Annotated in this window: 20 protein-coding genes; 7 read left to right on the top strand and 13 right to left on the bottom strand. The window is 68.1% G+C overall.

Annotated features, from left to right (window positions below):
* Positions 1-137: 137 nt before the first annotated feature.
* The 4 genes from ACWDTS_RS18765 to ACWDTS_RS18780 all read right to left on the bottom strand — a co-directional run bounded on the left by ACWDTS_RS18765 (position 138) and on the right by ACWDTS_RS18780 (position 4,204).
* Positions 138-1,190 carry a CaiB/BaiF CoA transferase family protein gene (locus tag ACWDTS_RS18765; RefSeq protein WP_450118791.1) on the bottom strand — a complete coding sequence of 351 codons (1,053 nt, stop codon included), beginning with the start codon at positions 1,188-1,190 and terminating at the stop codon, positions 138-140.
* Complete coding sequence (locus ACWDTS_RS18770; RefSeq protein WP_450109869.1) at positions 1,187-2,143, bottom strand: LLM class F420-dependent oxidoreductase; 957 nt, start codon at positions 2,141-2,143, stop codon at positions 1,187-1,189. The genes ACWDTS_RS18765 and ACWDTS_RS18770 overlap by 4 nt, the downstream gene beginning before the upstream one ends.
* Positions 2,144-2,225: 82 nt before the next feature.
* On the bottom strand, positions 2,226-2,627 hold the full coding sequence (locus tag ACWDTS_RS18775) for a cobalamin B12-binding domain-containing protein (RefSeq protein ID WP_248673441.1): 402 nt from the start codon (positions 2,625-2,627) through the stop codon (positions 2,226-2,228).
* Entirely contained in the window at positions 2,627-4,204 is a 1,578-nt protein-coding gene (locus ACWDTS_RS18780; protein WP_450118792.1) for a methylmalonyl-CoA mutase family protein, read from the bottom strand. Before ACWDTS_RS18780 ends, ACWDTS_RS18775 begins: the two co-directional genes overlap by 1 nt.
* 85 nt (positions 4,205-4,289) lie before the next feature.
* On the opposite strand from ACWDTS_RS18780, the gene ACWDTS_RS18785 reads away from it, so the two are divergent.
* Positions 4,290-5,120, top strand: coding sequence for an SDR family oxidoreductase (locus ACWDTS_RS18785; protein ID WP_450109871.1), 831 nt, complete (start codon positions 4,290-4,292; stop codon positions 5,118-5,120).
* A gap of 11 nt (positions 5,121-5,131) precedes the next feature.
* The gene (locus ACWDTS_RS18790; RefSeq protein WP_450109872.1) at positions 5,132-5,299 is read left to right on the top strand and encodes a (2Fe-2S)-binding protein; all 168 of its coding nucleotides are present in this window, start codon (positions 5,132-5,134) and stop codon (positions 5,297-5,299) included.
* An 81-nt stretch (positions 5,300-5,380) separates the two neighbouring features.
* Here the strand turns inward: ACWDTS_RS18790 and ACWDTS_RS18795 are convergent, their stop codons facing one another.
* The 8 genes from ACWDTS_RS18795 to ACWDTS_RS18830 form a co-directional block, all read right to left on the bottom strand.
* Positions 5,381-6,307, bottom strand: a complete 927-nt coding sequence (locus ACWDTS_RS18795; RefSeq protein WP_450109873.1) for a L,D-transpeptidase — start codon at positions 6,305-6,307, stop codon at positions 5,381-5,383.
* A 154-nt stretch (positions 6,308-6,461) separates the two neighbouring features.
* Positions 6,462-8,141 carry an FAD-dependent oxidoreductase gene (locus ACWDTS_RS18800; protein ID WP_450118793.1) on the bottom strand — a complete coding sequence of 560 codons (1,680 nt, stop codon included), beginning with the start codon at positions 8,139-8,141 and terminating at the stop codon, positions 6,462-6,464.
* 149 nt (positions 8,142-8,290) lie between these two features.
* On the bottom strand, positions 8,291-8,515 hold the full coding sequence (locus ACWDTS_RS18805; protein WP_197257443.1) for a dodecin: 225 nt from the start codon (positions 8,513-8,515) through the stop codon (positions 8,291-8,293).
* A 191-nt stretch (positions 8,516-8,706) separates the two neighbouring features.
* Positions 8,707-9,912, bottom strand: coding sequence for a serine hydrolase domain-containing protein (locus ACWDTS_RS18810; RefSeq protein ID WP_450118825.1), 1,206 nt, complete (start codon positions 9,910-9,912; stop codon positions 8,707-8,709).
* Between the two features lie 99 nt (positions 9,913-10,011).
* The gene (locus ACWDTS_RS18815) at positions 10,012-10,533 is read right to left on the bottom strand and encodes a DUF6764 family protein (RefSeq protein WP_450118794.1); all 522 of its coding nucleotides are present in this window, start codon (positions 10,531-10,533) and stop codon (positions 10,012-10,014) included.
* 127 nt (positions 10,534-10,660) lie between these two features.
* A complete protein-coding gene (locus ACWDTS_RS18820; RefSeq protein ID WP_197257439.1) occupies positions 10,661-11,722 on the bottom strand; it encodes a DNA polymerase domain-containing protein in 1,062 nt (353 codons plus the stop codon).
* Positions 11,723-11,724: 2 nt separating this feature from the next.
* Positions 11,725-12,789, bottom strand: coding sequence for an ATP-dependent DNA ligase (locus ACWDTS_RS18825; RefSeq protein ID WP_450109877.1), 1,065 nt, complete (start codon positions 12,787-12,789; stop codon positions 11,725-11,727).
* A gap of 103 nt (positions 12,790-12,892) precedes the next feature.
* Positions 12,893-14,053 carry a magnesium and cobalt transport protein CorA gene (locus ACWDTS_RS18830; protein ID WP_450118795.1) on the bottom strand — a complete coding sequence of 387 codons (1,161 nt, stop codon included), beginning with the start codon at positions 14,051-14,053 and terminating at the stop codon, positions 12,893-12,895.
* A 305-nt stretch (positions 14,054-14,358) separates the two neighbouring features.
* Here ACWDTS_RS18830 and ACWDTS_RS18835 point away from each other — a divergent pair, with 305 nt between their 5' ends.
* A complete protein-coding gene (locus ACWDTS_RS18835) occupies positions 14,359-15,039 on the top strand; it encodes an exonuclease domain-containing protein (RefSeq protein WP_450118796.1) in 681 nt (226 codons plus the stop codon).
* A gap of 13 nt (positions 15,040-15,052) precedes the next feature.
* On the opposite strand, the gene ACWDTS_RS18840 is transcribed toward ACWDTS_RS18835, so the two are convergent.
* Complete coding sequence (locus tag ACWDTS_RS18840; protein ID WP_248673449.1) at positions 15,053-15,940, bottom strand: LuxR C-terminal-related transcriptional regulator; 888 nt, start codon at positions 15,938-15,940, stop codon at positions 15,053-15,055.
* Positions 15,941-16,090: 150 nt separating this feature from the next.
* Here ACWDTS_RS18840 and ACWDTS_RS18845 point away from each other — a divergent pair, with 150 nt between their 5' ends.
* The 4 genes from ACWDTS_RS18845 to ACWDTS_RS18860 all read left to right on the top strand — a co-directional run bounded on the left by ACWDTS_RS18845 (position 16,091) and on the right by ACWDTS_RS18860 (position 20,698).
* A complete protein-coding gene (locus tag ACWDTS_RS18845; protein WP_450118797.1) occupies positions 16,091-17,707 on the top strand; it encodes an acyl--CoA ligase family protein in 1,617 nt (538 codons plus the stop codon).
* A gap of 19 nt (positions 17,708-17,726) precedes the next feature.
* On the top strand, positions 17,727-18,446 hold the full coding sequence (locus tag ACWDTS_RS18850) for a TetR family transcriptional regulator (RefSeq protein WP_197257431.1): 720 nt from the start codon (positions 17,727-17,729) through the stop codon (positions 18,444-18,446).
* A gap of 187 nt (positions 18,447-18,633) precedes the next feature.
* Positions 18,634-19,791 carry an acyl-CoA dehydrogenase gene (locus ACWDTS_RS18855; RefSeq protein WP_248673451.1) on the top strand — a complete coding sequence of 386 codons (1,158 nt, stop codon included), beginning with the start codon at positions 18,634-18,636 and terminating at the stop codon, positions 19,789-19,791.
* Between the two features lie 58 nt (positions 19,792-19,849).
* Complete coding sequence (locus ACWDTS_RS18860) at positions 19,850-20,698, top strand: 3-hydroxybutyryl-CoA dehydrogenase (protein WP_248673483.1); 849 nt, start codon at positions 19,850-19,852, stop codon at positions 20,696-20,698.
* The last annotated feature ends 41 nt before the right edge of the window (positions 20,699-20,739 follow it).

A 20,739-nucleotide genomic window follows, 5' to 3' on the forward strand; every position in this document is an offset into this window, starting at 1 on the left:
CGTGTTCTCGTAAGCCAAGGACACCCGGGCCCCGGCCGGCCCGCACACCCCTACTAACATCCTCAACTACCTTTCCCCCCCCCCCCGTGCGTGGTTTCGGTAGCCGGTGCTACCGAAACCACGCACGAGGGGCAGGGTCAGGCGCGTGCCGGAAGTGCGCCGTGCTCACCGAGCCGCGGCGGCGCGCCGTAGACCGGTTCGTAGCCGGCGACCTTGATGGGACTGCCGACGAGCCGGAAATCGCCCGCCGTGACCACGGCCTCGGGGGTCTGAGCGAGCGCCTCCGGCAACGACCGGACCGCCGCGGACGGCACGCCGAGCGGCCGCAGTCGCGCCTCCCACCCGGCGGCGGTGTCGGTCGCGAGCGCCGCGGTCACCGCGGCGAGCACCTCGTCGCGATTCTGCGCGCGCTCGGCCATCGTCGCGAAACCGTCGATACCCGCTTCCTTCGCGAACGACCGCCAGAACCCGTCGTGCGTGACGAACAGCGCCAGATACCCCTCCGCGGTCGGAAAGAGTTGCGCTGGAACGTAGTACGAGTGCGCGCCGTACGGCATACGCCGCGGCTCGGTGCCCTCGTTCAGGTAGGCGGACGCGCGGTAGTTGAGCTGCGAGAGCATGACGTCGCGCAACGACACGTCGACCTGCCCGCCGCGGCCGGAGACGACCTGGGCGAGCAGACCCAGCGCCGCGGTCAGGCCCGTGGAATTGTCCGCCGCCGAATAGCCGGGCAAGGTCGGCGGACCGTCCGGGTCGCCGGTGAGCGCGGCCACCCCGGTCTCCGCCTGGATGACGTAGTCGAACGCCGGATCGTCGCCGGAGTCGAGACCGTACCCGGTGAGCGCGACGCACACGATCTTGTCGTTGAACCTGCGCAGAGCGTCGTACGTCAGACCGTACTTGCGGATCGCCGACGGCTTGAGATTGACCAGCAGCGCATGGGATTCGGCGGCGAGCTCACCGAGCCGGCGTTGTCCCTCGTCGCTGCCGAGATCGAGGCAGATGCTGCGCTTGCCGCGATTGAGGCTCGCGAAGTAGGCGTCGCTGACCTGACGCGAGAGGTCGCCGGTCGGGGGTTCGACCTTGGTGACCTCCGCGCCGAGATCGGCCAGCATCATCGTCGCGTACGGCCCGGCGAGGATGTGGCCGACTTCGAGGATCTTGATCCCCGCGAGCGGACCCGCATTCACCGCAGTTCCTTGACGAGTTCCGAAACGACCTCGCGAGTACGGTATTTAGACGCGACGAGCTCGTCGCGGGTGTTGCCGATCGGCAGCAGCCGCATCGACAGGTCGGTCACCCCCGCCTCCTCGTACCGGCGGAACCCGGCAAGGATCGCGTCCTCGTCGCCGACGATGGCCATGTCGCCGATGTCCTTCGACTCGCCGTGTTCGAGGAGCCGCTGGTAGTTCGGGGAGATCTCGGCCTCGGCGAGGATCCGGTTGGCGCGTTCACGGGCGACGTCGACCTCCGACGGTGCGCACAGACACACCGGCACACCGGCGATGATCCGCGGACTCGGTCGTCCGGCGTCCGCAGCGGCCTTGGTGATACGCGGTGCGATGTGCTCACCGATCGCGCGTTCGTCGGCCATCCAGAGCACGGTGCCGTCGGCGCGTTCCCCGGCGATCTTCAGCATGACCGGTCCGAGCGCGGCGACGAGCACCGGCATCGGGGCCACGGGTGCGATGTCGAGCGGATTGTGCACCGTGAACGTGTCGTTCTCGACGTCGATCGTGCCGGGCAGATCCTTGATCGCACCGAGCACCTCGAGGTAGTCCCGGGTGAACTTGGCGGGCTTGTCGTAGGGCAGACCCAGCATGTCCTGGACGATCCAATGATGCGACGGGCCGACGCCCAGCGCGAGCCGGCCACCGAGCGCGGCGTGGGTCGACAGCGCCTGGCGCACCAGATGCACCGGGTGCTGCGCCTGCAGCGGCACCACGGCAGTGCCGATCTCGATCCGCGACGTGCGGGTACCCATCAGCGCGACCGCGGTCAATGCGTCGAAGTCCGTGGGAATCTGGGGAACCCACACGGTGTCGAGGCCGGCGGCCTCCGCCCACTCGACGTCCTTCAGCATCCGGTCGACCTTGCGAGCGGTGTCGCCCTGTTCGGGCCCGACCATCACTCCGATCCGCACGATTCCTCCACGTTTGTCGAGATCCGTTCCGCTGCAACCCCCGTAGGGCGTCGCGGCGGTGTTGTTGTTGACGTTGCTGCGCTCAGGCCGGGGTGTCGGTACCGGTCAGCTTGCGGACCTCGGTCACCAGGACGTCCAGCGGTGTGCTGGTGGGGAACACGGCCGCAGCCCCCGCGGAGAGCAGCTTCGGTACGTCGCCCTGCGGGATGGTGCCACCGACGATCACCGCGATGTCGCCGGCGTCGGCGGCCTTGAGCGCCTCGATCGTGCGGGTGGTCAGCGCGATGTGCGCACCCGAGAGGATGCTCAGGCCGACGACCGCGACGTCCTCCTGCAGCGCGATGGACACGATGTCCTCGATCTTCTGGCGGATGCCGGTGTAGATGACCTCGAATCCGGCGTCGCGCAGTGCGCGCGCGACGATCTTGGCGCCCCGGTCGTGGCCGTCGAGTCCGGGCTTGGCGACGAGGATGCGGGCGGTCATCAGAACACCACCGGCTGCTGGAATTCGCCCCACACGGCCTTGAGCGCGGAGACCATTTCGCCGACGGTGCAGTACGCGTTGGCGCAGTCGATCAGTTTGTGCATGAGGTTGTCGGTTCCTTCCGCTGCGCGGGACAGGGCGGCGAGACTGGTCTTGACCAGCTCCGGATCGCGTTCGGCCTTGACCTTGGCGAGTCGCTTGAGCTGCAGCTCACGGCCTTCGGCGTCGAGCTCGTACGTGCCGATCTCCGGTGGCGGCTCGTTCGAGGTGAACTTGTTGACGCCGACGACGGTGCGCTCGCCCGCCTCGATCTGCAGGTGGAGTTTGTAGGCCTCGTCCGCGATGAGGCCCTGCAGGTAGCCGTCCTCGATCGCGCGCACCATGCCGCCGTGCTCTTCGAGATCGCTCATGATCTCGACGATCTTGGCTTCGGTCGCGTCGGTGAGCGCCTCGACGAAGTATGAGCCGCCCAGGGGATCGGCGACCCGCGCGACCCCGGTCTCGTACGCGAGGATCTGTTGCGTGCGCAGTGCGAGCGTCGCCGATTCCTCGCTGGGCAGCGCGAACGGCTCGTCCCACGCGGCGGTGAACATCGACTGGACACCACCGAGCACCGAGGCCATCGCCTCGTAGGCGACGCGCACCAGGTTGTTCTGGGCCTGCGGGGCGTACAGCGACGCACCGCCGGCGACGCAGCCGAACCGGAACATCGACGCCTTCTCGGTCTTCGCCCCGTAGCGATCGCGCACGATCGTCGCCCAACGGCGGCGTCCCGCACGGTATTTCGCGATCTCCTCGAAGAAGTCGCCGTGGGTGTAGAAGAAGAACGAGATCTGCGGGGCGAACTGATCGATCGTCATGCGTCCGCGTTCGACGACGGTGTCGCAGTAGGTGACGCCGTCGGCGAGGGTGAACGCCATCTCCTGCACGGCGTTCGCACCGGCGTCGCGGAAGTGCGCGCCCGCCACCGAGATCGCGTTGAACCGCGGAACCTCCGCGGCGCAGAACTCGATGGTGTCGGCGATCAGCCGCAGCGACGGTTCGGGCGGCCAGATCCAGGTGCCGCGCGAGGCGTATTCCTTGAGGATGTCGTTCTGGATCGTGCCGGTGAGCTTTTCGCGGGGCACGCCGGATTTCTCCGCGGCGGCGACGTAGAACGCGAGCAGGATCGCGGCCGTGCCGTTGATGGTGAAGCTGGTGCTGATCTTGTCGAGCGGGATGCCGTCGAACAGGATCTCGGCGTCGGCGAGGGTGTCGACGGCGACGCCGACACGTCCGACCTCCTCACCGTATTCCGGGTCGTCGGAGTCGTAGCCGCACTGGGTGGGCAGGTCGAGCGCGACGGACAACCCGGTGCCGCCCTGGTCGAGGAGGTACCGGTAGCGCCGGTTGGATTCCTCGGCGGTCCCGAATCCGGAGTACTGGCGGAACGTCCACAGCCGACCGCGATAGCCGGTCGCGAAGTTGCCGCGGGTGAAGGGGAATTCGCCCGGTGCAGGCGGTTCGCCGACTCTGTCGGCCGGTCCGTACACCGCATCCAGGGGGATTCCCGACGAGGTCTCAGCGAAATCGGTCACGCCGGATACGATACTTGCAGAAAATGAGAATGCCAATATCATCAGCGAGAACGCTGCGTGTGAACCACCGATTGCAGGGAGAACGATGTCGAGCCAGCCGAATCCACTGTCCGACCGCACCATGGTGATCTCCGGTGCCAGCCGCGGGATCGGCCTGGCCATCGCGGTCGCCGCGGCGAGACAGGGCGCCAACGTCGTTCTGCTCGCCAAGACCGCCGAGCCCCACCCGAAACTCCAGGGCACCGTCCATACCGCCGTCGCGGACATCGAGGCGGCCGGCGGCAAGGCCGTGGCCGTGGTCGGCGACGTCCGAAACGAGGATGACGTCCAGCGGCTGATCGACACCGCGGTCGAGCGGTTCGGCGGCATCGACATCTGCGTGAACAACGCGAGCGCGATCGCGACGGGTGCAACCGAGGACCTGCCGGTCAAGCGGTACGACCTCATACAGGAGATCAACTGCCGCGGCACGTTCCTCATGACGAAGGCCTCGGCTCCGCACCTCCGCAAGTCCGCGAACCCGCACATCCTGACCGTCTCACCGCCGGTCAACATGAACCCCTACTGGCTCGGAGTCCACCCGGCCTACACCCTGTCGAAGTACGGGATGTCGCTGCTGACATTAGGTTTCGCTGCCGAGTACGCCGGGGACGGGATCGCCGCGAACTGCCTGTGGCCGCAGACCTTCATCGCGACCTCCGCGGTCGCGAACATGAAGGACGGGGACACGCTCCTGTCGTCCTCGCGCAGCCCCGAGATCATGGCCGATGCCGCGGTCGAGATCCTCGGCCGTCCCGCGAGGGAGACCACCGGCCGGTGCTTCATCGACGCCGACGTGCTCACCGAGGCCGGTGTCACCGACCTGTCGCGCTACGGCGGCGGCGACAACCCCCAGATCGACCTGTTCCTGGACTGACGGAGCGTGCGATGTACATCTGCCTGTGCCACGGCGTCACCGGCGACACCGTGAGCGAAATCGTCGACCGGGGTGCGCGCAGTTCGAAGGAGATCGCCGCGGCGTGCGGGGCGGGCTCCGATTGCGGGCGGTGCCGGCGGACCGTGCGGTCGATCATCGCGCAGCACAGCGCCACATAGCACCACACCGACGACAAACGCGCCCCCACCTCTCACGGAGGTGGCGGCGCGTTCTCGTTGCGTATCAGGAACTTTCGCGGATCAGAGGTTCCAGTCCCCGAGGCCGTCCCAGCCGTTCAGCACACCGCCGTCGGTGTTCTGCACGATGACCGGATCGCCCTTCTGGGCGTTCTCGAAGAACCACTTGCCGTCCTCGGTGCTCACGTTGAGGCAGCCGTGGCTGACGTTGGTGTTGCCCTGCGCCCACTCCGACCACGGCGCGGCGTGAACGAAGATGCCGCTGTTGGAGATTCGCGTCGCGTACTCGACGTAGGTGCGGTAGCCCTCCGGGGAGTCCACGGGCACCCCGTAGGTGGACGAGTCCATGTACATGTCCCGGAATCGCTCGCCCACGATGTACGTGCCGTTGGGCGTTTCGTGGCCGGGCTTGCCGAACGACGTCGGCATCGTCCGCACGACCTCGCCGTTGCGGGTCACCGTGACGGTCTTGGTGTTGTCGTCCGCCACGGTGATCTGCGCGTCACCGATCGTGAACGACGAGTGGGTGTCGCCGGCGGCGACCGTGACCTGCGTGTGGGCGGGCCAGAACTCGAACGGACGCCACCGCACCTGACGATCGGACGCCCAGTAGAAGTGGCCGCCGACCGCGGGGCTGGTCGTGATCGAGATGGCGCGCTCCGCGGCCGCGCGGTCGCTGATCGGCTCGTTGAAGCGGATGATGATCGGCTGGGCGACCCCGACCGTCTCACCGTTGGTGGGGTTCACCGACGGCGCCGAGAACGGCGCCACCACGGGAGCCGGCGGCGCCGTGGGCACCTGCCCGCCCAGTCCGGGAAAGACCTCCTGAATGCTCGGCAGCTCCGGGCCCCCGGGCCACAGCGGCGCTGCGCCGGCGGGACCGGCGAGCGTGAGTGCGGCGGCGGTGGTACCGATCAGTGCGGTGGCAACTCGCCCGGACCATCGTCCGGCCCGGTTCCCACCGGTCACCCGAACCTGCTTCAAGGACATGCTCCAACCCATCGTGTAGACCGTGCGCTGCCTCTCTGCCTGCCCCGATCGCAGCGCTTCGTGCCCACCCATTAGACACAGCAGCATCTCGGACCGCCAATCGAGCGGCCCGGCTCACACCCGCATTGCTGCGCGTCTGCGCAGGTCAGAGTATTCAGGACTCCAGTCGTGAGGCCTCGAGCATCTCGGCGACGGACACGAACTTCTGCCGCGCCTTCCCTGCCGCAGCACCACGGGAACGTTCCTGCTTGTCGATCCTCTGCCAACCGCTGTAGTCGACGAACCCGGGCCGGCGCTCGGCGACGAGCGTCGCGAGCTTCTCCCGGTCCTCGGCCGGGGTGGCGAGGCGCCCGGCGACGAAGTCGTCGATGAGCCGCTCGACGGTCTGCGCCGAGCACTGCTTGTTGGTGCCGATCACGCCGCTCGGGCCGCGCTTGATCCAGCCGGCGGTGTAGACGCCCGCGAGCGGCTCGCCGGTCTGCGGATCGACGACGCGACCCTCCTTGTTGGGGATCACGCCACGACGCTCGTCGAAGGGAAGATCCGCCAGCGGCGTGCCGCGGTAGCCGATCGACCGGAGCACCAGACCGGTTTCGATCGTCTCGCGTTCACCGGTGGGCCGGGCCTCGAGGCGTCCGTCGACCTCGACGAGTTCGTTGCGTTCGAGGGTGATCGACTCGACCTTGCCGTCGCCGTTGATCTCCACCGGCGAGGCGAGGTAGCGCAGCACGATGCGCTTGTTGCCCTCGGTGGGCGTGCGTCGTGCGAATCCTTCGGCCTGCTCGACCTTCAGGGCGATGCGCGGTTCGCAGTCGGGATCGTCGAGAAGCGCACGGCTGGCCGGATCGAGCTCGACCTCGGCGGGATCGACGATCACGTCGATGCCGCGAAGTTGCCCGAGCGCGAGCAGTTCCGGATTCGTGTAGGCGGCCTGGGCGGGACCACGACGGCCCACGATGACGACCTCGCGGATGTTCGAATTGCGCAGGGCCTCCACGGCGTGGTCGGCCATGTCGGTGCGGGCGAAGATCTCCGGATCCATCACGAGTGCGCGGGCGACGTCGAGCGCGACGTTGCCGTTGCCGATGATCACCGCGCGCTCGCCGGACAGGTCGAACTGCCGGTCCGCGTAGTCGGGGTGCCCGTTGTACCAGGAAACGAACTCCGTGGCGGCGTGCGAACCGGGCAGCTCCTCACCCGGGACGTCCAGATGCCGGTCCCCGGCGGCCCCGACCGCGTAGATCACGGCGTGGTGGTGGGCGAGCAGTTCGTCGTGGCTGATGTGGGTGCCGACCTCGACGTCGAAGTAGCACTGGGTGTTCTTGTGGCCGATGGCGCTGCGGAACAGGTCGCCGACCGCCTTGGTGCTCTTGTGATCCGGCGCGACACCCGCACGGACGAGACCGTACGGGGTGGGAAGCCGATCGAAGATGTCGACCTCGACGCGCGGGCGGGACGTCAGTTCCATCGCGGCGTAGCAGGCGGCAGGTCCGGACCCGACGATCGCGACCCGCAGGGTGCCGAGCTCGGCAGGAATCTTCCTGCGCTCACGCAGTTCCGGCCAGTCCGGGCCGATCGGGTACCGCTCGTAGTAGTCCGCGGCAATCTTCAGGTAGGGCTCGTGTTCGGCGGCCAGCTCGTTGTCCGCGGAGATGGCGTCGACCGGGCATTCGTCCACGCAGGCACCGCAGTCGATGCACGTTTCCGGATCGATGTAGAGCAGTTCGGTGGTGGCGAACTGCGGCTCGTCGGGTGTCGGGTGAATGCAGTTGACCGGACAGACCTCGACGCACGACGCATCGTTACAACACGCCTGGGTGATTACATAAGCCACGGGTATACCTGCCTGAGAGTGCCGGTGTGATACGACGTTTCACATCCAGACTATAACGTGTTGCAGTTATGGTCGAGAATTGCCGATCACCGGCGATGCCTAGGTTTCCCGAGGGGTTCCGGTGCGGAACCGGAAGCCGAACCCGCGGTCTAATCCGCGAACTCGTCGCCCGATTCGATCCGGAAACCGATCTTGAGGGTGACCTGCGTATGCGCGACCGCACCGTCGTCTATGTGGCCGCGCACGTTCACCACTTCGAACCATTCCAGGTGCCGCGTCGTCTCGGCGGCCCTTGCCACTGCTCTCGCGATGGCATCGTCGACACCTTCGGTCGACGACCCGACCACCTCGATGACTCGGTAGACATGGCTCATTGTGGTGCCTCCCTTTCATACCAGACACAGCACCTGTATCCAATAGTGCGAGTGCACCCCGGCCACCGTCTTCGAAACGCGCGAAACCACAAATGTCGCAAGGCGACAGCGCGCAATATCGCAACGCGACAGTGACCGAATTGTCCGCCCGCGAAGGGGCGGGACGGGAGCCCGGACGAAGGGCCCGTGCGTCAGGCCTTCCGAGCCAATTCGCGCGCCACCGGACCGAGCCGCGCGAGACGCAGATCACCGAGCGGCATCGCACCGGCCCCGAGCCGATTGGTGGTGAACGCCAACGACAATCCGTTGTCGAGGTCCGCGAACGCACCCGACCCGCCGACGCCGTAGTGACCCAGTGCCCCACGCGGCCGCTCCCGGCTCGCGAACAACGGCTGGTGGTAACCCAGCCGCCAGGCCATCGGCACCCCGAGCACGTAGTCACGGCCACGCACCCGGACCTCGTTCATCGCCTCGATCGTCTCCGGCTTCAGGAAGCACACACCGTCGATCGTGCCGCCGGCCGCGATCGCGCCGTACATCCGTGCCAGGGACCGTGCCGTGAACACCCCGTTCCACCCGGGCATCACCGAGTCGTGCACGGCGGGGTTACGAACGAGATCGTCGAACCCGTCGGGCATCGCGGCCTCCGCCAAGCCGCGCGTCGGCGCGATCTTCGACAGCACCGACGCGCTGATCTCCCAATGGAGCCCGGCCGGGTTGATGCGGGGGAACAGCTTGGCGATCCGGTGCCGCTCCGAGGTCGGAACGCGATACCAGAAGTCGGGATTTCCGAGGGGTTCGGCGATCTCCCGCCGGACCACGTCCTCGAAGGGCAGTCCCGTTGCCCGCCGGACGATCTCCGCGACCAGCCACCCGTAGGTGACCGCGTGATAGCCGGTGCCCTGGAGACGGCGACGGGACGGGCGGGCAGCGGCGAGCGCGGCGACCGTCGTGTCGTAGTCGAGGATTCCGTCGCGGCCGGGAACCAGTCCCCGAACCCGGTGCAGACCGGCGCGGTGCGTCATCACGTCCGCGACGGTGATCAATTCCTTGCCGGCCGCGGCGAACTCCGGCCAGTACTGCGCGACCGGAGCGAAGTAGTCGATGATTCCACGTTCCGCGAGCCGGTGCACGACCGTCGAGGCCACGCCCTTGCCCGTCGAGAAGGACAGCGACATGGTGTCGCGGTTCCAGCGCCGGTCCGGACCCGACCACCCGGCCCAGATGTCCAGGACCTTCTCGCCGTGGAGGTAGGCGGACAGAGCGCCGCCGCCGTCCTGGGGCTGCCGGTACATCGCGAAGAAGCGGTCGGCGAGCGGCAGGAACCGCGGGTCCACATGCATCTCGGTCGGTGGCCGCTGGTCGGCCTCGTACTCGAACTGGACATCCGTCAGCATCGTCATGGAACTCTCCCCATCCCGGCAATTCCGACAGACTATGTGTCGGATTGCATCCACGAAAGGGTTGATTCCGCTGAACGGAAGGGATATAAGCGCTCAGGGTGCCGCGTATCGGAACGACCCGACGACGACACAGCTCCGGCCCGTCGTGAGATTCACCGCCGCCGCCGCCGAGCCCTCACACAGCATCGGATCGGCGCCGTCGCCGACATACGCCTGCGACTGCGGTCCGGCCAGTACGACCGCGGTCGCCGGATCGTCGAGAACGCCCAGGGCGAGGGCCCCGTCGCCGAAACCGAGCGCCGCGAGCTGTCCCCCGCGGCTCTCCCCCGCGCCGACCCCACCGGACAGGCCGGCCCCGACCACGAGCGCACCACCGCTGGCGTCCGCGAAGCCGACACCGCCGTCGGTGTAGCCCCACGCACCGCTGGTCGCATCCGTGTTGGCGCCGCACCCGGTGGTGCCCTCGATCTCGACGATCGATGCCGGGGTTCCCGGGGGCGCCGCGCACGTCAGAGCCTGCGCGGATGCGGCGGAAAGAAGGGGGACGGTGATGGCGGCGGCAACGACCGCGACCGCACCGCCGAGTGCGCGTAGTCGAATCCGGGGGCACGTCACCGCGGTAGTCCTCCTCGGAACCGGTCGGCGAGCTGTTCTCCCGAACAGTTTACGGAGGTTCCTACAGGTGCCGCTCACAGCAGAGGTAACAACCGGAACGCGATTTCGGGAACAGCAGGGATCGCGGTCATCCCCGCGCGCGGTCCTTCCGGTCGGTGTCGCGCGACGGCTGCACCCGCTTGGGTTCACCGGGCATCTTCGGATGCGTGGGCGGATACGGCAGATCACCGAGGCCGGCGGCCGCGTCACGCTCGGCCATCTCGAGCAACACGTCGAGCGTGTGCGCGGTGTCGTCGAGCCCGGCCATCGGGTCGCCGCGGCGGGCCACCAGATCCGGCACCGTCGCGATCGTGAAGTCGTCGGGATCCGCGTCGGCCAGCTCGTCCCAGGTCAACGGCGTCGACACCGTCGCGATCGGCGTGCGGCGCACCGAATACGCGGAGGCGATGGTCTTGTCGCGGGCGTTCTGGTTGTAGTCGAGGAAGATCCGCTCACCGCGTTCCTCCTTCCACCACGCGGTCGTCGCACGACCACCGCTGCGGCGTTCGATCTCGCGCATCAGTGCGATCCCGGCCCGGCGCACCCCGACGAAGTCCCAGTCGGGAACGATCCGCAGATACACGTGCAGACCACGGCCCCCGGACGTCTTCGGAAATCCGGTGAACCCCAGTTCGTCGAGCAGGGGCCGCACGACCTCGAGCGCGATCGCCCGCGCGTCATCGAAATCGGTGCCGGGTTGTGGGTCCAGGTCGATGCGCAATTCGTCGGGACGGTCGGCGTCGGAGCACCGCACGGCCCACGGATGGAACGTGACTGTGCCCAGGTTCGCCGCCCACACGATGTCCGCCGCGGACCGGACGTGCAACACGTCGGCCTTCCGTCCCGAGGGGAACGTGACCTCGCACGTGCCCACGTGGTCGGGATGCCGCGCAGGGACCCGCTTCTGGTAGATCTCCTCGCCCTCGATGCCGTCGGGGAACCGTTGCAGATGGGTGGGACGGTCCCGCAGTGCGGTCAGGAGCGGCGCGTCGCCGGTCGCGACGGTCCGGTAGTACTCGACGAGGTGCCGTTTCGTGCCGCCGTCGGCGCCGAGCCGCGGGAAGTACACCTTGTCGGGATTCGACAGCCGCACGGCGGTGCCGTCGATGTCGAGCTCCTCCGCCGGGGACCGTTTGCTCGCGCCCGCCACGGTCAGCTTTCCGATCGGTCGAGAACGTCGGCCAGGTCGTACCGCACGGGAACCTCCAGTTGGTCGTAGGTGCAGCTCTTCGGATCACGGTCGGGACGCCAGCGCAGGAATCTCGCGGCGTGCCGGAAGCGAAGGCCGCCCTCGACCGACCCTTCCATCTGGTCGTAGGCGACCTCGAGGACCCGCTCGGGGCGCAACGGCACCCAGCTGCGGTCGATCGCGGATCGCCACCGGGTCGGTTCGCCCTCGGCGACGACGTCGGCTCCCACGCGCAGCGGTTCGAGTTCGGCGAGGAGTTCCTGTCTGCGCTGCACGGTGAACGCCGACGCTCCGCCGACCATCACCAGCTCGCCGTCGTGGTACAGGCCCAGCAGCAACGATCCGACGCCCTCGATGCTCTTGTGCTTCCGGTATCCGGCGAGCACGCAGTCCGCGGTCCGCGAATGCTTGACCTTCACCATCTCCCGTTTGTCCGGGACGTAGAGCCCGTCGAGGCGTTTGGCGACCACCCCGTCGAGGCCGGCGCCCTCGAACTCCTCGAACCAGCGCTGCGCGGTCGCCGCGTCGCTGGTCGCGACGGTGACGTGGCAGCTCGGACCGTCACCGGCGATCTCCTGCAGCCGGGTCCGCCGGTCCCGGAAGGGCGTGTCCATGAGGTTCTCGTCGCCGATCGCGACGAGATCGAAGCCGACGAACTGCGCGGGTGTCTGCTCGGCCAGCAACGCGATGCGACTCGCGGCCGGGTGGATCCGCTCGGACAGCGACTGCCAGTCCAGCCGGGTACGCCCGTCACGTTCGAACGGCACGACGATCTCCCCGTCGACGACGCACCTGCGCGGCAGTTCCGCGCGCACGGCGTCGACCAGTTCCGGGAAGTACCGGGCCAGGTCCTTGCCTCCGCGGGACGCGAACACCACCTCGTCGCCGTCGCGGAACACGAGGGCCCGGAACCCGTCCCACTTCGGTTCGTAGGACCATTCGGCCGGGCCGTCGGACGGCTGCGAAGGCACCTCCGAGACCGCTTTCGCGAGCATCGGAGCGAGCGGCGGAGCCACGGGAAGATCCACCGCACCATGGTGGCATCCACCGGTCGAACCCGCCCTCCAATGAACCGAATTCGTGCGAATCCGGCTCCCCGCCGGCAACCGCGACCACCGGTTCGCCGGGGTGCTACAGCCAGCCGCGCCGGCGGAAGATCGCGAACAGGCTGCAGCAGGTGATCACCATCATCAGCAGCGCGAAGGGATATCCGCCGACCCAGTGGAGCTCCGGCATGTGGTCGAAGTTCATGCCGTACACGGTGCCGATCAGGGTGGGCGCGAACAGGATCGCCGCCCACGCCGACACCTTCTTGATCTCCTCGTTCTGCGCGTAGCTCGCCCGCGTCAGGTTCCGCATCTCCTCGTTCTGCACCTGCGAGACGAGGGTGGCGTTGACGGTCAGGATGTTGCCGAGCAGCTGCCGGAACCCGTCTACCTGCTCGACGACGGCGGTCGCGTGGTCCGTCACGTCCCGCAGGTACTTCTGCAGTTCCTCGTCGATGCGGTACTTGCCGAATCCGGCGGACAATCCGCTCAGCACGGCGAGCAGCGGCTTGGCTGCGCGCTGGAACTCGATGACCTCACGGGACAGCTCGTAGATGCGCCGCGACACCTTCGGGTCGCCGCTGAACACTTCCGTCTCGATCTCGTCGATGTCGTTCTGCAGACCCGCGACCACCGGTGCATAGCCGTCGACGACCGCGTCGAGGATCGCGTACAGCACCGCTTCCGGACCGCGCCGCAACAGCTCCGGGTCGTGTTCCATCCGGTTCCGGACGGCCGACAGGTCGGGTGATTCGCTGTGCCGGACGGTGAGAACGAAGGTCGGGCCGACGAACACGTGCAGTTCCCCGAAGTCGACGCGTTCGGATTCGTCGACATATCGCGCGGCGCGCAACACCACGAACAACGTGTCGCCGTACCGTTCGAGCTTCGGGCGCTGATGCGCGACGATCGCGTCCTCGACCGCGAGTTCGTGGAACCCGAACTGCGCGGCCGCCTCGTGCAACTGGGCGTCGCTGGGCCGGTACATCCCGATCCAGGCCATCGAACCGTCGCCCGGCAGGTGGTTGAGCGCGTCGGCGAGGGTCGCGGGGGACGCCGTGCGCCGGCCGTCCCGGTACACCGCGCTGTCGACGATGCTGCTCTCGGCGCGCGAGTCGGGTGAAGTCACCGGCACCGGGACGCGAGAGTGCGGCGAGACAGCGAAGTTCTCGCTCTCGCCGAAACCGCCGGAGGTGGGCACGGCGCGGCGCGGCAGAAGGGCACGGACAGGGCGGTTCCGGAACATGACGGCACGGCTTTCGCAGGACGGGATCGGCGGCGGGACCGTTCCCGCCCGGGTGTACGCGGACAGCAGCGCCGCGCACGATCACCGCGTGCCGGGGCTGCTGTCAGTCGGTACTGGGAGGCTGACTGCTCATCGGAGCACCACACCTCCTCTTCCTCGTCCGGCATGCGAGCCGGGGTCGACAACTTCGTGCAGCGTACGCCGCACCTCACCGCGAAGCCATTCGCCGAGGTTGTCGGTGCCACCGGACACAATGCCTCCAGCAGTACCGCTCACGGCACGACACCACGACGGAGGTCCCACGGATGATGCGCTGGCCCGACCGCCCGATCTGTGCGTTCGACCTCGAGACGACCGATCGGGATCCGCGGACCGCGCGCATCGTGTCGGCCTGTGTCGCAACGTTCGACGGCGATCGCATCGAGTCGAGAACGTGGCTGCTCGACCCCGGCATCCCGATACCGGACGAGACGGTCGCGATCCACGGGATCACCACGGAACGCGCCCGCGCCGAGGGGCAGGACTACGCGAGCGGATACGCGCAGATCCGGGAGGCGCTGTGCGAGGCCTGGGTGCGCGACCACATCGTCGTCGCGTTCAATGCGAGCTACGACCTGACGGTGATCGACGCGGAAGGTCGCCGGCTGGGGCTCGCCCCACTCGTGACGGGCACCGTCGTCGACCCCTATGTGATCGATCGGGAGATGGATCGGTCGCGGGAGGGGAAGCGCACGCTGCAGGCGGTGTGCGAGGCGTACGGGGTCGCGCTCTCCGCGGCGCACGAAGCCGAGGCGGACGCACTCGCCGCCGGGTTCCTCACCCGCGCGCTCGTCGAACGTTTCCCGCAACTCGCCGAGCTGGACATCATGGCCGATCAGGCGGCGTGGCACGCCGAGCGGCAGCGCAACTTCGCCGAGTATCTGCGGGAGCTGGGCCGCGAGGCCTCCGACGTCGACGGGGCCTGGCCGATCCGCGGCACAGCCTGACCCTGCGATTCGGTCACGGCAACAATCCCTGCCGACGCGCTTCGACGACGGCCTCGTGCCGGCTGTGCACCTCGAGCTTGCCCATCAGATTCCGCATGTAGCTCTTGACCGTCTCGAGGCTGAGCGACAGACGCTCGGCGATCTCCGCGTTGCGGCATCCCAGCGCGACGTAGCCGAGCACGTCGCGTTCGCGTTCGGACAGGTGCACCCGCGCGGCGGCCGGCGCCCGGCCCGCGGTCAGGCTGCGGAGCTTCTCCCCGACCGCACGCAACTGTGCTTCCAGCGCCGGGTCGGACGTCTGCGCCGCGATCTCCCTCAGTGCCAGGTAGCTCTCGGTGATGCCCTCCGAGACCGACGCCGAGACTCCCGTCGATCCGGCGCCCGCGTCCCGTGCGTTCTCGAGGAGTTCGACTCGGCGATCCACCTCGTCCCGGATCTCGATCTCACGGGCCAGCGCCCGCGCACCGGCCATCACCTTCTCCGCGACCGTGTCGCCGATCGGCATGTTGACCCGGAGACCGCCGTAGAGCGTGGCGCGGGTACGCCCGCGCACGACGACGGGTGCGGCGAGCAGCGATTCGATGCCCTCACCCGCCACCTGCGGGTCGTAGTCGTGGGTGATGCGGTCGGAAGCGAAATAGTCGGCGATCGAGACCGGCCGCTGCTCGGCGATGGCCCGGCCCCCGACACCGCACTCGGAGCTGATGACGAGGTTGCGCAGGATGTTGCTGCGGGTCCCGACGAATCCGGACAGGGTCATGTCCCGGCCGTGGACGGCGCCGCCGAAGAGGACGGGCAGTCCGGTGGAGATCTGGAGCAGTCGCAGTTGGGCGCGCAGTGCGTCCTCGTCGCTGGGCCGGAGCCGGCCGATCGGCTGGGGATCGGTCCATGCGTTGGTCATCGACGAATCCTTCCGCCAGCAAACCGCTCGACTACCCACTTCAGAGGGTAGCGGGCCGTCGATCGTGGCCCATAGCCTCCAAACCGACCGGTGTTGCTGCCATCACAGTTGCCCGCTTTTCCCGCTGAGCCCACGTCCCCGGAGGTCATCGTGTCCACGCCGACGGCGCATACCGCCAACCACTCCCCGCTCAGTCCGTTGCGGTTCCTGGAGCGGTCCGCGTCCGTGTTCCCGGATCGGGTCGCCATCGTGCACGGCGACCGTCGCTACTCGTACGCCGAGTTCGCCGCGGAGGCCCAGCGGTTCGCGCAGGCACTGCGCGCCCGCATCAAGCCCGGCGACCGCGTCGCGTTCCTGGCGCCGAACGTGCCGGAACTGCTGATCGCGCACTTCGCGGTGCCGCTCGCCGGCGGTGTGCTCATCGCGCTCAATTCCCGGCTGGCCGGACCGGAACTCGAGTACATCCTGAACCACTCGGAGAGTTCGCTGCTCTTCGTCGATTCCGAGCTGGTCGGATCGGTCTCGGGGGTCGCGGCGAACGTGCCGTCCGTCGCCGAAATCATCGAGGTGCCGGACTCGACGGTGCCATATCCGGACGTGCCCGCCGGGATCGTCACCGCTCGCTACGACGAGTTCCTCGCCTCCGCCGACACCGACGGCACGCCGCTGCCGTGGACCGTCGACGACGAACAGCAGGTCATCGCGATCAACTACACGTCGGGCACCACCGGCAAGCCCAAGGGCGTGATGTACACCCACCGCGGGGCGTACCTCAACTCGATGGGCGAGACCTTCCACAACGGGTTCGACGGCAAGACGAAGTACCTGTGGACGCTGCCGATGTTCCATTGCAACGGCTGGTGCACGCCGTGGGCGGTCACCGCGGCCGGCGGCACCCACATCTGCCTGCGGGCGGTGCGGGCCGACGCCGTGTGGGACGCCATCGACAACCTCGGCGTCACCAATCTGTGCGGTGCACCGGCGGTGTGCTCGACGATCGCGAACGCCGAGCAGGCACACGTCCTGGACCGGCCGCTGCGGATCACCACGGCCGGTGCGCCGCCGTCGCCGACGGTGATCGCGCAGCTCGACGCCATCGGGATCACCGTCGTGCACGTGTACGGGCTGACCGAGGTGTACGGGCCGTACACGATCTGTGAGTACCAGGAGTCGTGGGACGACAAGCCCGCCGAGGAGCGGGCGGCGCTGCTGTCGCGGCAGGGCGTGGGCATGCTGCAGGCGGAGAACGCCCGCGTGGTCGATTCGGAGATGAACGACGTGCCGGCGGACGGGCAGACGATGGGTGAGATCGTGCTGCGCGGCAACAACGTGATGCTCGGGTACTACAAGGACCCGGAGGCGACGGCCGAGGCATTCGCCGGCGGTTGGTTCCACACCGGCGACCTCGGCGTGATGTATCCCGACGGCTACATCCAGCTCAAGGACCGGGCGAAGGACATCATCATCTCGGGCGGCGAGAACATCTCGACGGTCGAGGTGGAGCAGGCGATCGTCAACCACCCGGCGGTGCTGGACGTCGCCGTCGTCGGGGTGCCGGACGAGAAGTGGGGCGAGCGGCCGCGGGCGTTCGTGATCCGCAAGCCGGGCGAATCCGTCACCGCCGAGGAGATCATCGCGCACGTGCGCGCGCAGCTCGCGGGGTACAAGGTGCCGCGTGACATCGTGTTCCCGCACGATCTGCCGCGCACGCCGACCGGCAAGATCCTCAAGTTCGAATTGCGGGCTTCGCAGGACGCTCAGGCGTGACCTTGGATAATCGACAACCATGACCTCCGGATCCGGTACCGCGCGACGTTCCGAGTCGGCGGGACCCGACCCTGCCCAGTTCCGGGTACACGTGGTCACGCAGGCCATCCGATTGTTCTCCGAGCACGGCTACGAGTCGACGACGGTCGAGCAGATCGCGTCGGCCGCCGGGGTGTCCCGGCGCACCTTCTTCCGGCAGTTCCGGTCGAAGGAGGACGTGATCTTCGCCGACCACGAGTCGCTGCTCGAGCAGGTCGCCGCCTATCTGTCGCGCGAGTTCGACGACCCGTGGGCGGCGACCTGCGACGCCGCGCAGCTGGTGTTCCGGCATTTCCGGGATCGCCGGGAACTCGCGGTGTGGCGGTATCGGGTGGTGCAGCGGGTTCCTGCGCTGCGCGACCGCGAGCTCGTCACCACCTATCGGTACGAGCGGTTGTTCACCGAATACCTGCGGTCCGCCGTGCCCGGTGAGAAGCCCATCCGCATCGTCAGTTACGCCGCGGCGATCACGTCGGCGCACAACTACCTGCTGCGGGCGATGATCCGCGGGGACGAGACCGCGACGGCCGAGGCGCTGGCACGCGAGCTGTTCGAGCTCCGGCTGACGTTCGGGGTGGTGCCCGGTATCGAGGCGCCGGCGGTGGACTCGGCACCGCGTGCCGTGACGGTTCTGACGTACCCGATCGGCACGTCCCCCGACGAGATCGCCGAGCAGGTCCGTCGCCAGCTCGGCGGCTGACCCCGCTCCTCCGTGCGTGCTTTCGGTAGCCCCCGCTACCGAAAGCACGCACGACACCCATTGACCTGGCACTCCGTGCCGTGTTTAGAATTGGGTGATTCCGTGACGTCGCGAGCCCGACTATCGAGAAAGGGCCGCGGATCCACCCTCACGAATGGCACCGCGTGCCGATAGGAGTTCCACCCTCATGGCTCTCAACGCCGATTTCGATCTGTTCAAGCTCAGCGACGAGCACGACGCCCTGCGTGAGGCCATCCGCGCGCTGTCCGAGAAGGAAATCGCCCCCTACGCCAAGGACGTCGACGAGAACTCCCGCTTCCCGCAGGAGGCCCTCGACGCCCTCAACAAGTCCGGCTTCAACGCGATCCACGTGCCTGAGCAGTTCGAGGGCCAGGGCGCCGATTCGATCGCCGCGTGCATCGTCATCGAAGAGGTAGCCCGCGTGTGTGGCTCCTCGTCGCTGATCCCCGCCGTCAACAAGCTCGGCACCATGGGCCTGATCCTGCGCGGCTCCGACGAGCTCAAGGCGAAGGTGCTGCCGGACATCGTCAACGGTGCGATGGCCTCCTACGCGCTGTCCGAGCGTGAGGCCGGCTCCGACGCCGCGTCGATGCGCACCCGCGCGAAGGCCGACGGCGACGACTGGATCCTCAACGGCTCCAAGTGCTGGATCACCAACGGCGGCAAGTCCACGTGGTACACGGTCATGGCCGTCACCGACCCGGAGAAGGGCGCCAACGGCATCTCGTCGTTCATGGTCCACAAGGACGACGAGGGCTTCGTCGTCGGCCCGAAGGAGAAGAAGCTCGGCATCAAGGGCTCCCCGACCGCCGAGCTGTACTTCGAGAACTGCCGCATTCCCGGCGACCGCATCGTCGGCGAGCCCGGCACCGGCTTCAAGACCGCGCTCGCGACCCTCGACCACACCCGCCCGACCATCGGCGCGCAGGCCGTCGGCCTCGCCCAGGGTGCGCTCGACGCGGCGCTCGCCTACGTCAAGGAGCGCAAGCAGTTCGGCCGGCCGATCGCCGACAACCAGGGCGTGCAGTTCATGCTCGCCGACATGGCCATGAAGGTCGAGGCCGCCCGCCTGATGGTCTACACGTCCGCAGCTCGCGCCGAGCGCGGCGAGGGCAACCTCGGCTTCATCTCCGCCGCCGCGAAGTGCTTCGCCTCGGATGTCGCCATGGAGGTCACCACCGACGCCGTGCAGCTGTTCGGCGGTGCCGGCTACACCACCGACTTCCCCGTCGAGCGCATGATGCGCGACGCCAAGATCACCCAGATCTACGAGGGCACCAACCAGATCCAGCGCGTCGTCATGTCCCGCGCGCTGCTCCGCTGAACCCGCCGCAGTACTTTCGTCTGGACAAACTTTCGTCTCCGAGGAGTATTTCGTGGCAATTGAACTGGTAGGCGTGGTCGGCGGCGGCACGATGGGCGCCGGCATCGCCGAGGTGTGCGCCAAGGCCGGCAGTGACGTGATCGTGCTCGAAACGAGCGAAGAGTTCGCCGCCAAGGCCCTCGACCGCGTCACCACTTCGATCAACAAGGGTGTCGCCCGCGGCAAGATCAGCCAGGAGGACGCCGACGCCGCCGTCGCGCGAGTCCGCGTCACCACCGACATGGCCGATCTCGCCGACCGCGACCTGGTCATCGAGGCCGCACCCGAGATCGAGTCCCTGAAGACCGACATCTTCGCCAAGCTCGACGCGGTCGTGAAGCCGGGCGCCATCCTGGCGACGAACACGTCGTCGCTCGCGGTCATCAAGATGGCCCAGGCGACGAAGCGCCCGGGCCAGGTCGTCGGCGTCCACTTCTTCAACCCGGTGCCGGTGATGCCGCTGGTCGAGGTCATCTCGGCTCTCACCACCGACGAAGAGGCCGCGAACGTCGTCTTCGACTACGTCAAGAACACCCTCGGCAAGACGGCGGTCCGCGCGGGCGACCGCGCCGGCTTCATCGTCAACGCCCTTCTCATCCCGTACCTGTGCCAGGCGGTGCGGATGCTCGAGTCGGGCTACGCGACGAAGGAAGACATCGACGCCGCGATGAAGGGTGGCTGCGGCTACCCGATGGGTCCGCTCACGCTGCTCGACACCGTCGGCCTCGATGTCGCGCTCAACGCGGCACAGTCGCTGTACGACGAGTTCGCCGAGCCGCACCTCGCGCCGCCGGCGCTGCTGCGCCGCATGGTCGACGCCGGTCGCCTCGGCCGCAAGACCGGTGAGGGCTTCTACTCCTACAAGTAGATCCTGAGCTCAGACGCCCCCGCGGTTTCCGTCCGGAACCG

The organism is Rhodococcus sp. NPDC003383, assembly GCF_053589115.1.

What these genes read in the sequence shown, in the direction of transcription:
- ACWDTS_RS18805 (WP_197257443.1), bottom strand. Translation starts at nt 8,515, where the DNA reads ATGAGCCATGTCTACCGAGTCATCGAGGTGGTCGGGTCGTCGACCGAA.
- ACWDTS_RS18850 (WP_197257431.1), top strand. Translation starts at nt 17,727, where the DNA reads ATGACCTCCGGATCCGGTACCGCGCGACGTTCCGAGTCGGCGGGACCC.
- ACWDTS_RS18795 (WP_450109873.1), bottom strand. Translation starts at nt 6,307, where the DNA reads ATGTCCTTGAAGCAGGTTCGGGTGACCGGTGGGAACCGGGCCGGACGA.
- ACWDTS_RS18790 (WP_450109872.1), top strand. Translation starts at nt 5,132, where the DNA reads ATGTACATCTGCCTGTGCCACGGCGTCACCGGCGACACCGTGAGCGAA.
- ACWDTS_RS18855 (WP_248673451.1), top strand. Translation starts at nt 18,634, where the DNA reads ATGGCTCTCAACGCCGATTTCGATCTGTTCAAGCTCAGCGACGAGCAC.
- ACWDTS_RS18830 (WP_450118795.1), bottom strand. Translation starts at nt 14,053, where the DNA reads ATGTTCCGGAACCGCCCTGTCCGTGCCCTTCTGCCGCGCCGCGCCGTG.
- ACWDTS_RS18775 (WP_248673441.1), bottom strand. Translation starts at nt 2,627, where the DNA reads ATGACCGCCCGCATCCTCGTCGCCAAGCCCGGACTCGACGGCCACGAC.
- ACWDTS_RS18835 (WP_450118796.1), top strand. Translation starts at nt 14,359, where the DNA reads ATGATGCGCTGGCCCGACCGCCCGATCTGTGCGTTCGACCTCGAGACG.
- ACWDTS_RS18840 (WP_248673449.1), bottom strand. Translation starts at nt 15,940, where the DNA reads ATGACCAACGCATGGACCGATCCCCAGCCGATCGGCCGGCTCCGGCCC.
- ACWDTS_RS18810 (WP_450118825.1), bottom strand. Translation starts at nt 9,912, where the DNA reads ATGCTGACGGATGTCCAGTTCGAGTACGAGGCCGACCAGCGGCCACCG.
- ACWDTS_RS18785 (WP_450109871.1), top strand. Translation starts at nt 4,290, where the DNA reads ATGTCGAGCCAGCCGAATCCACTGTCCGACCGCACCATGGTGATCTCC.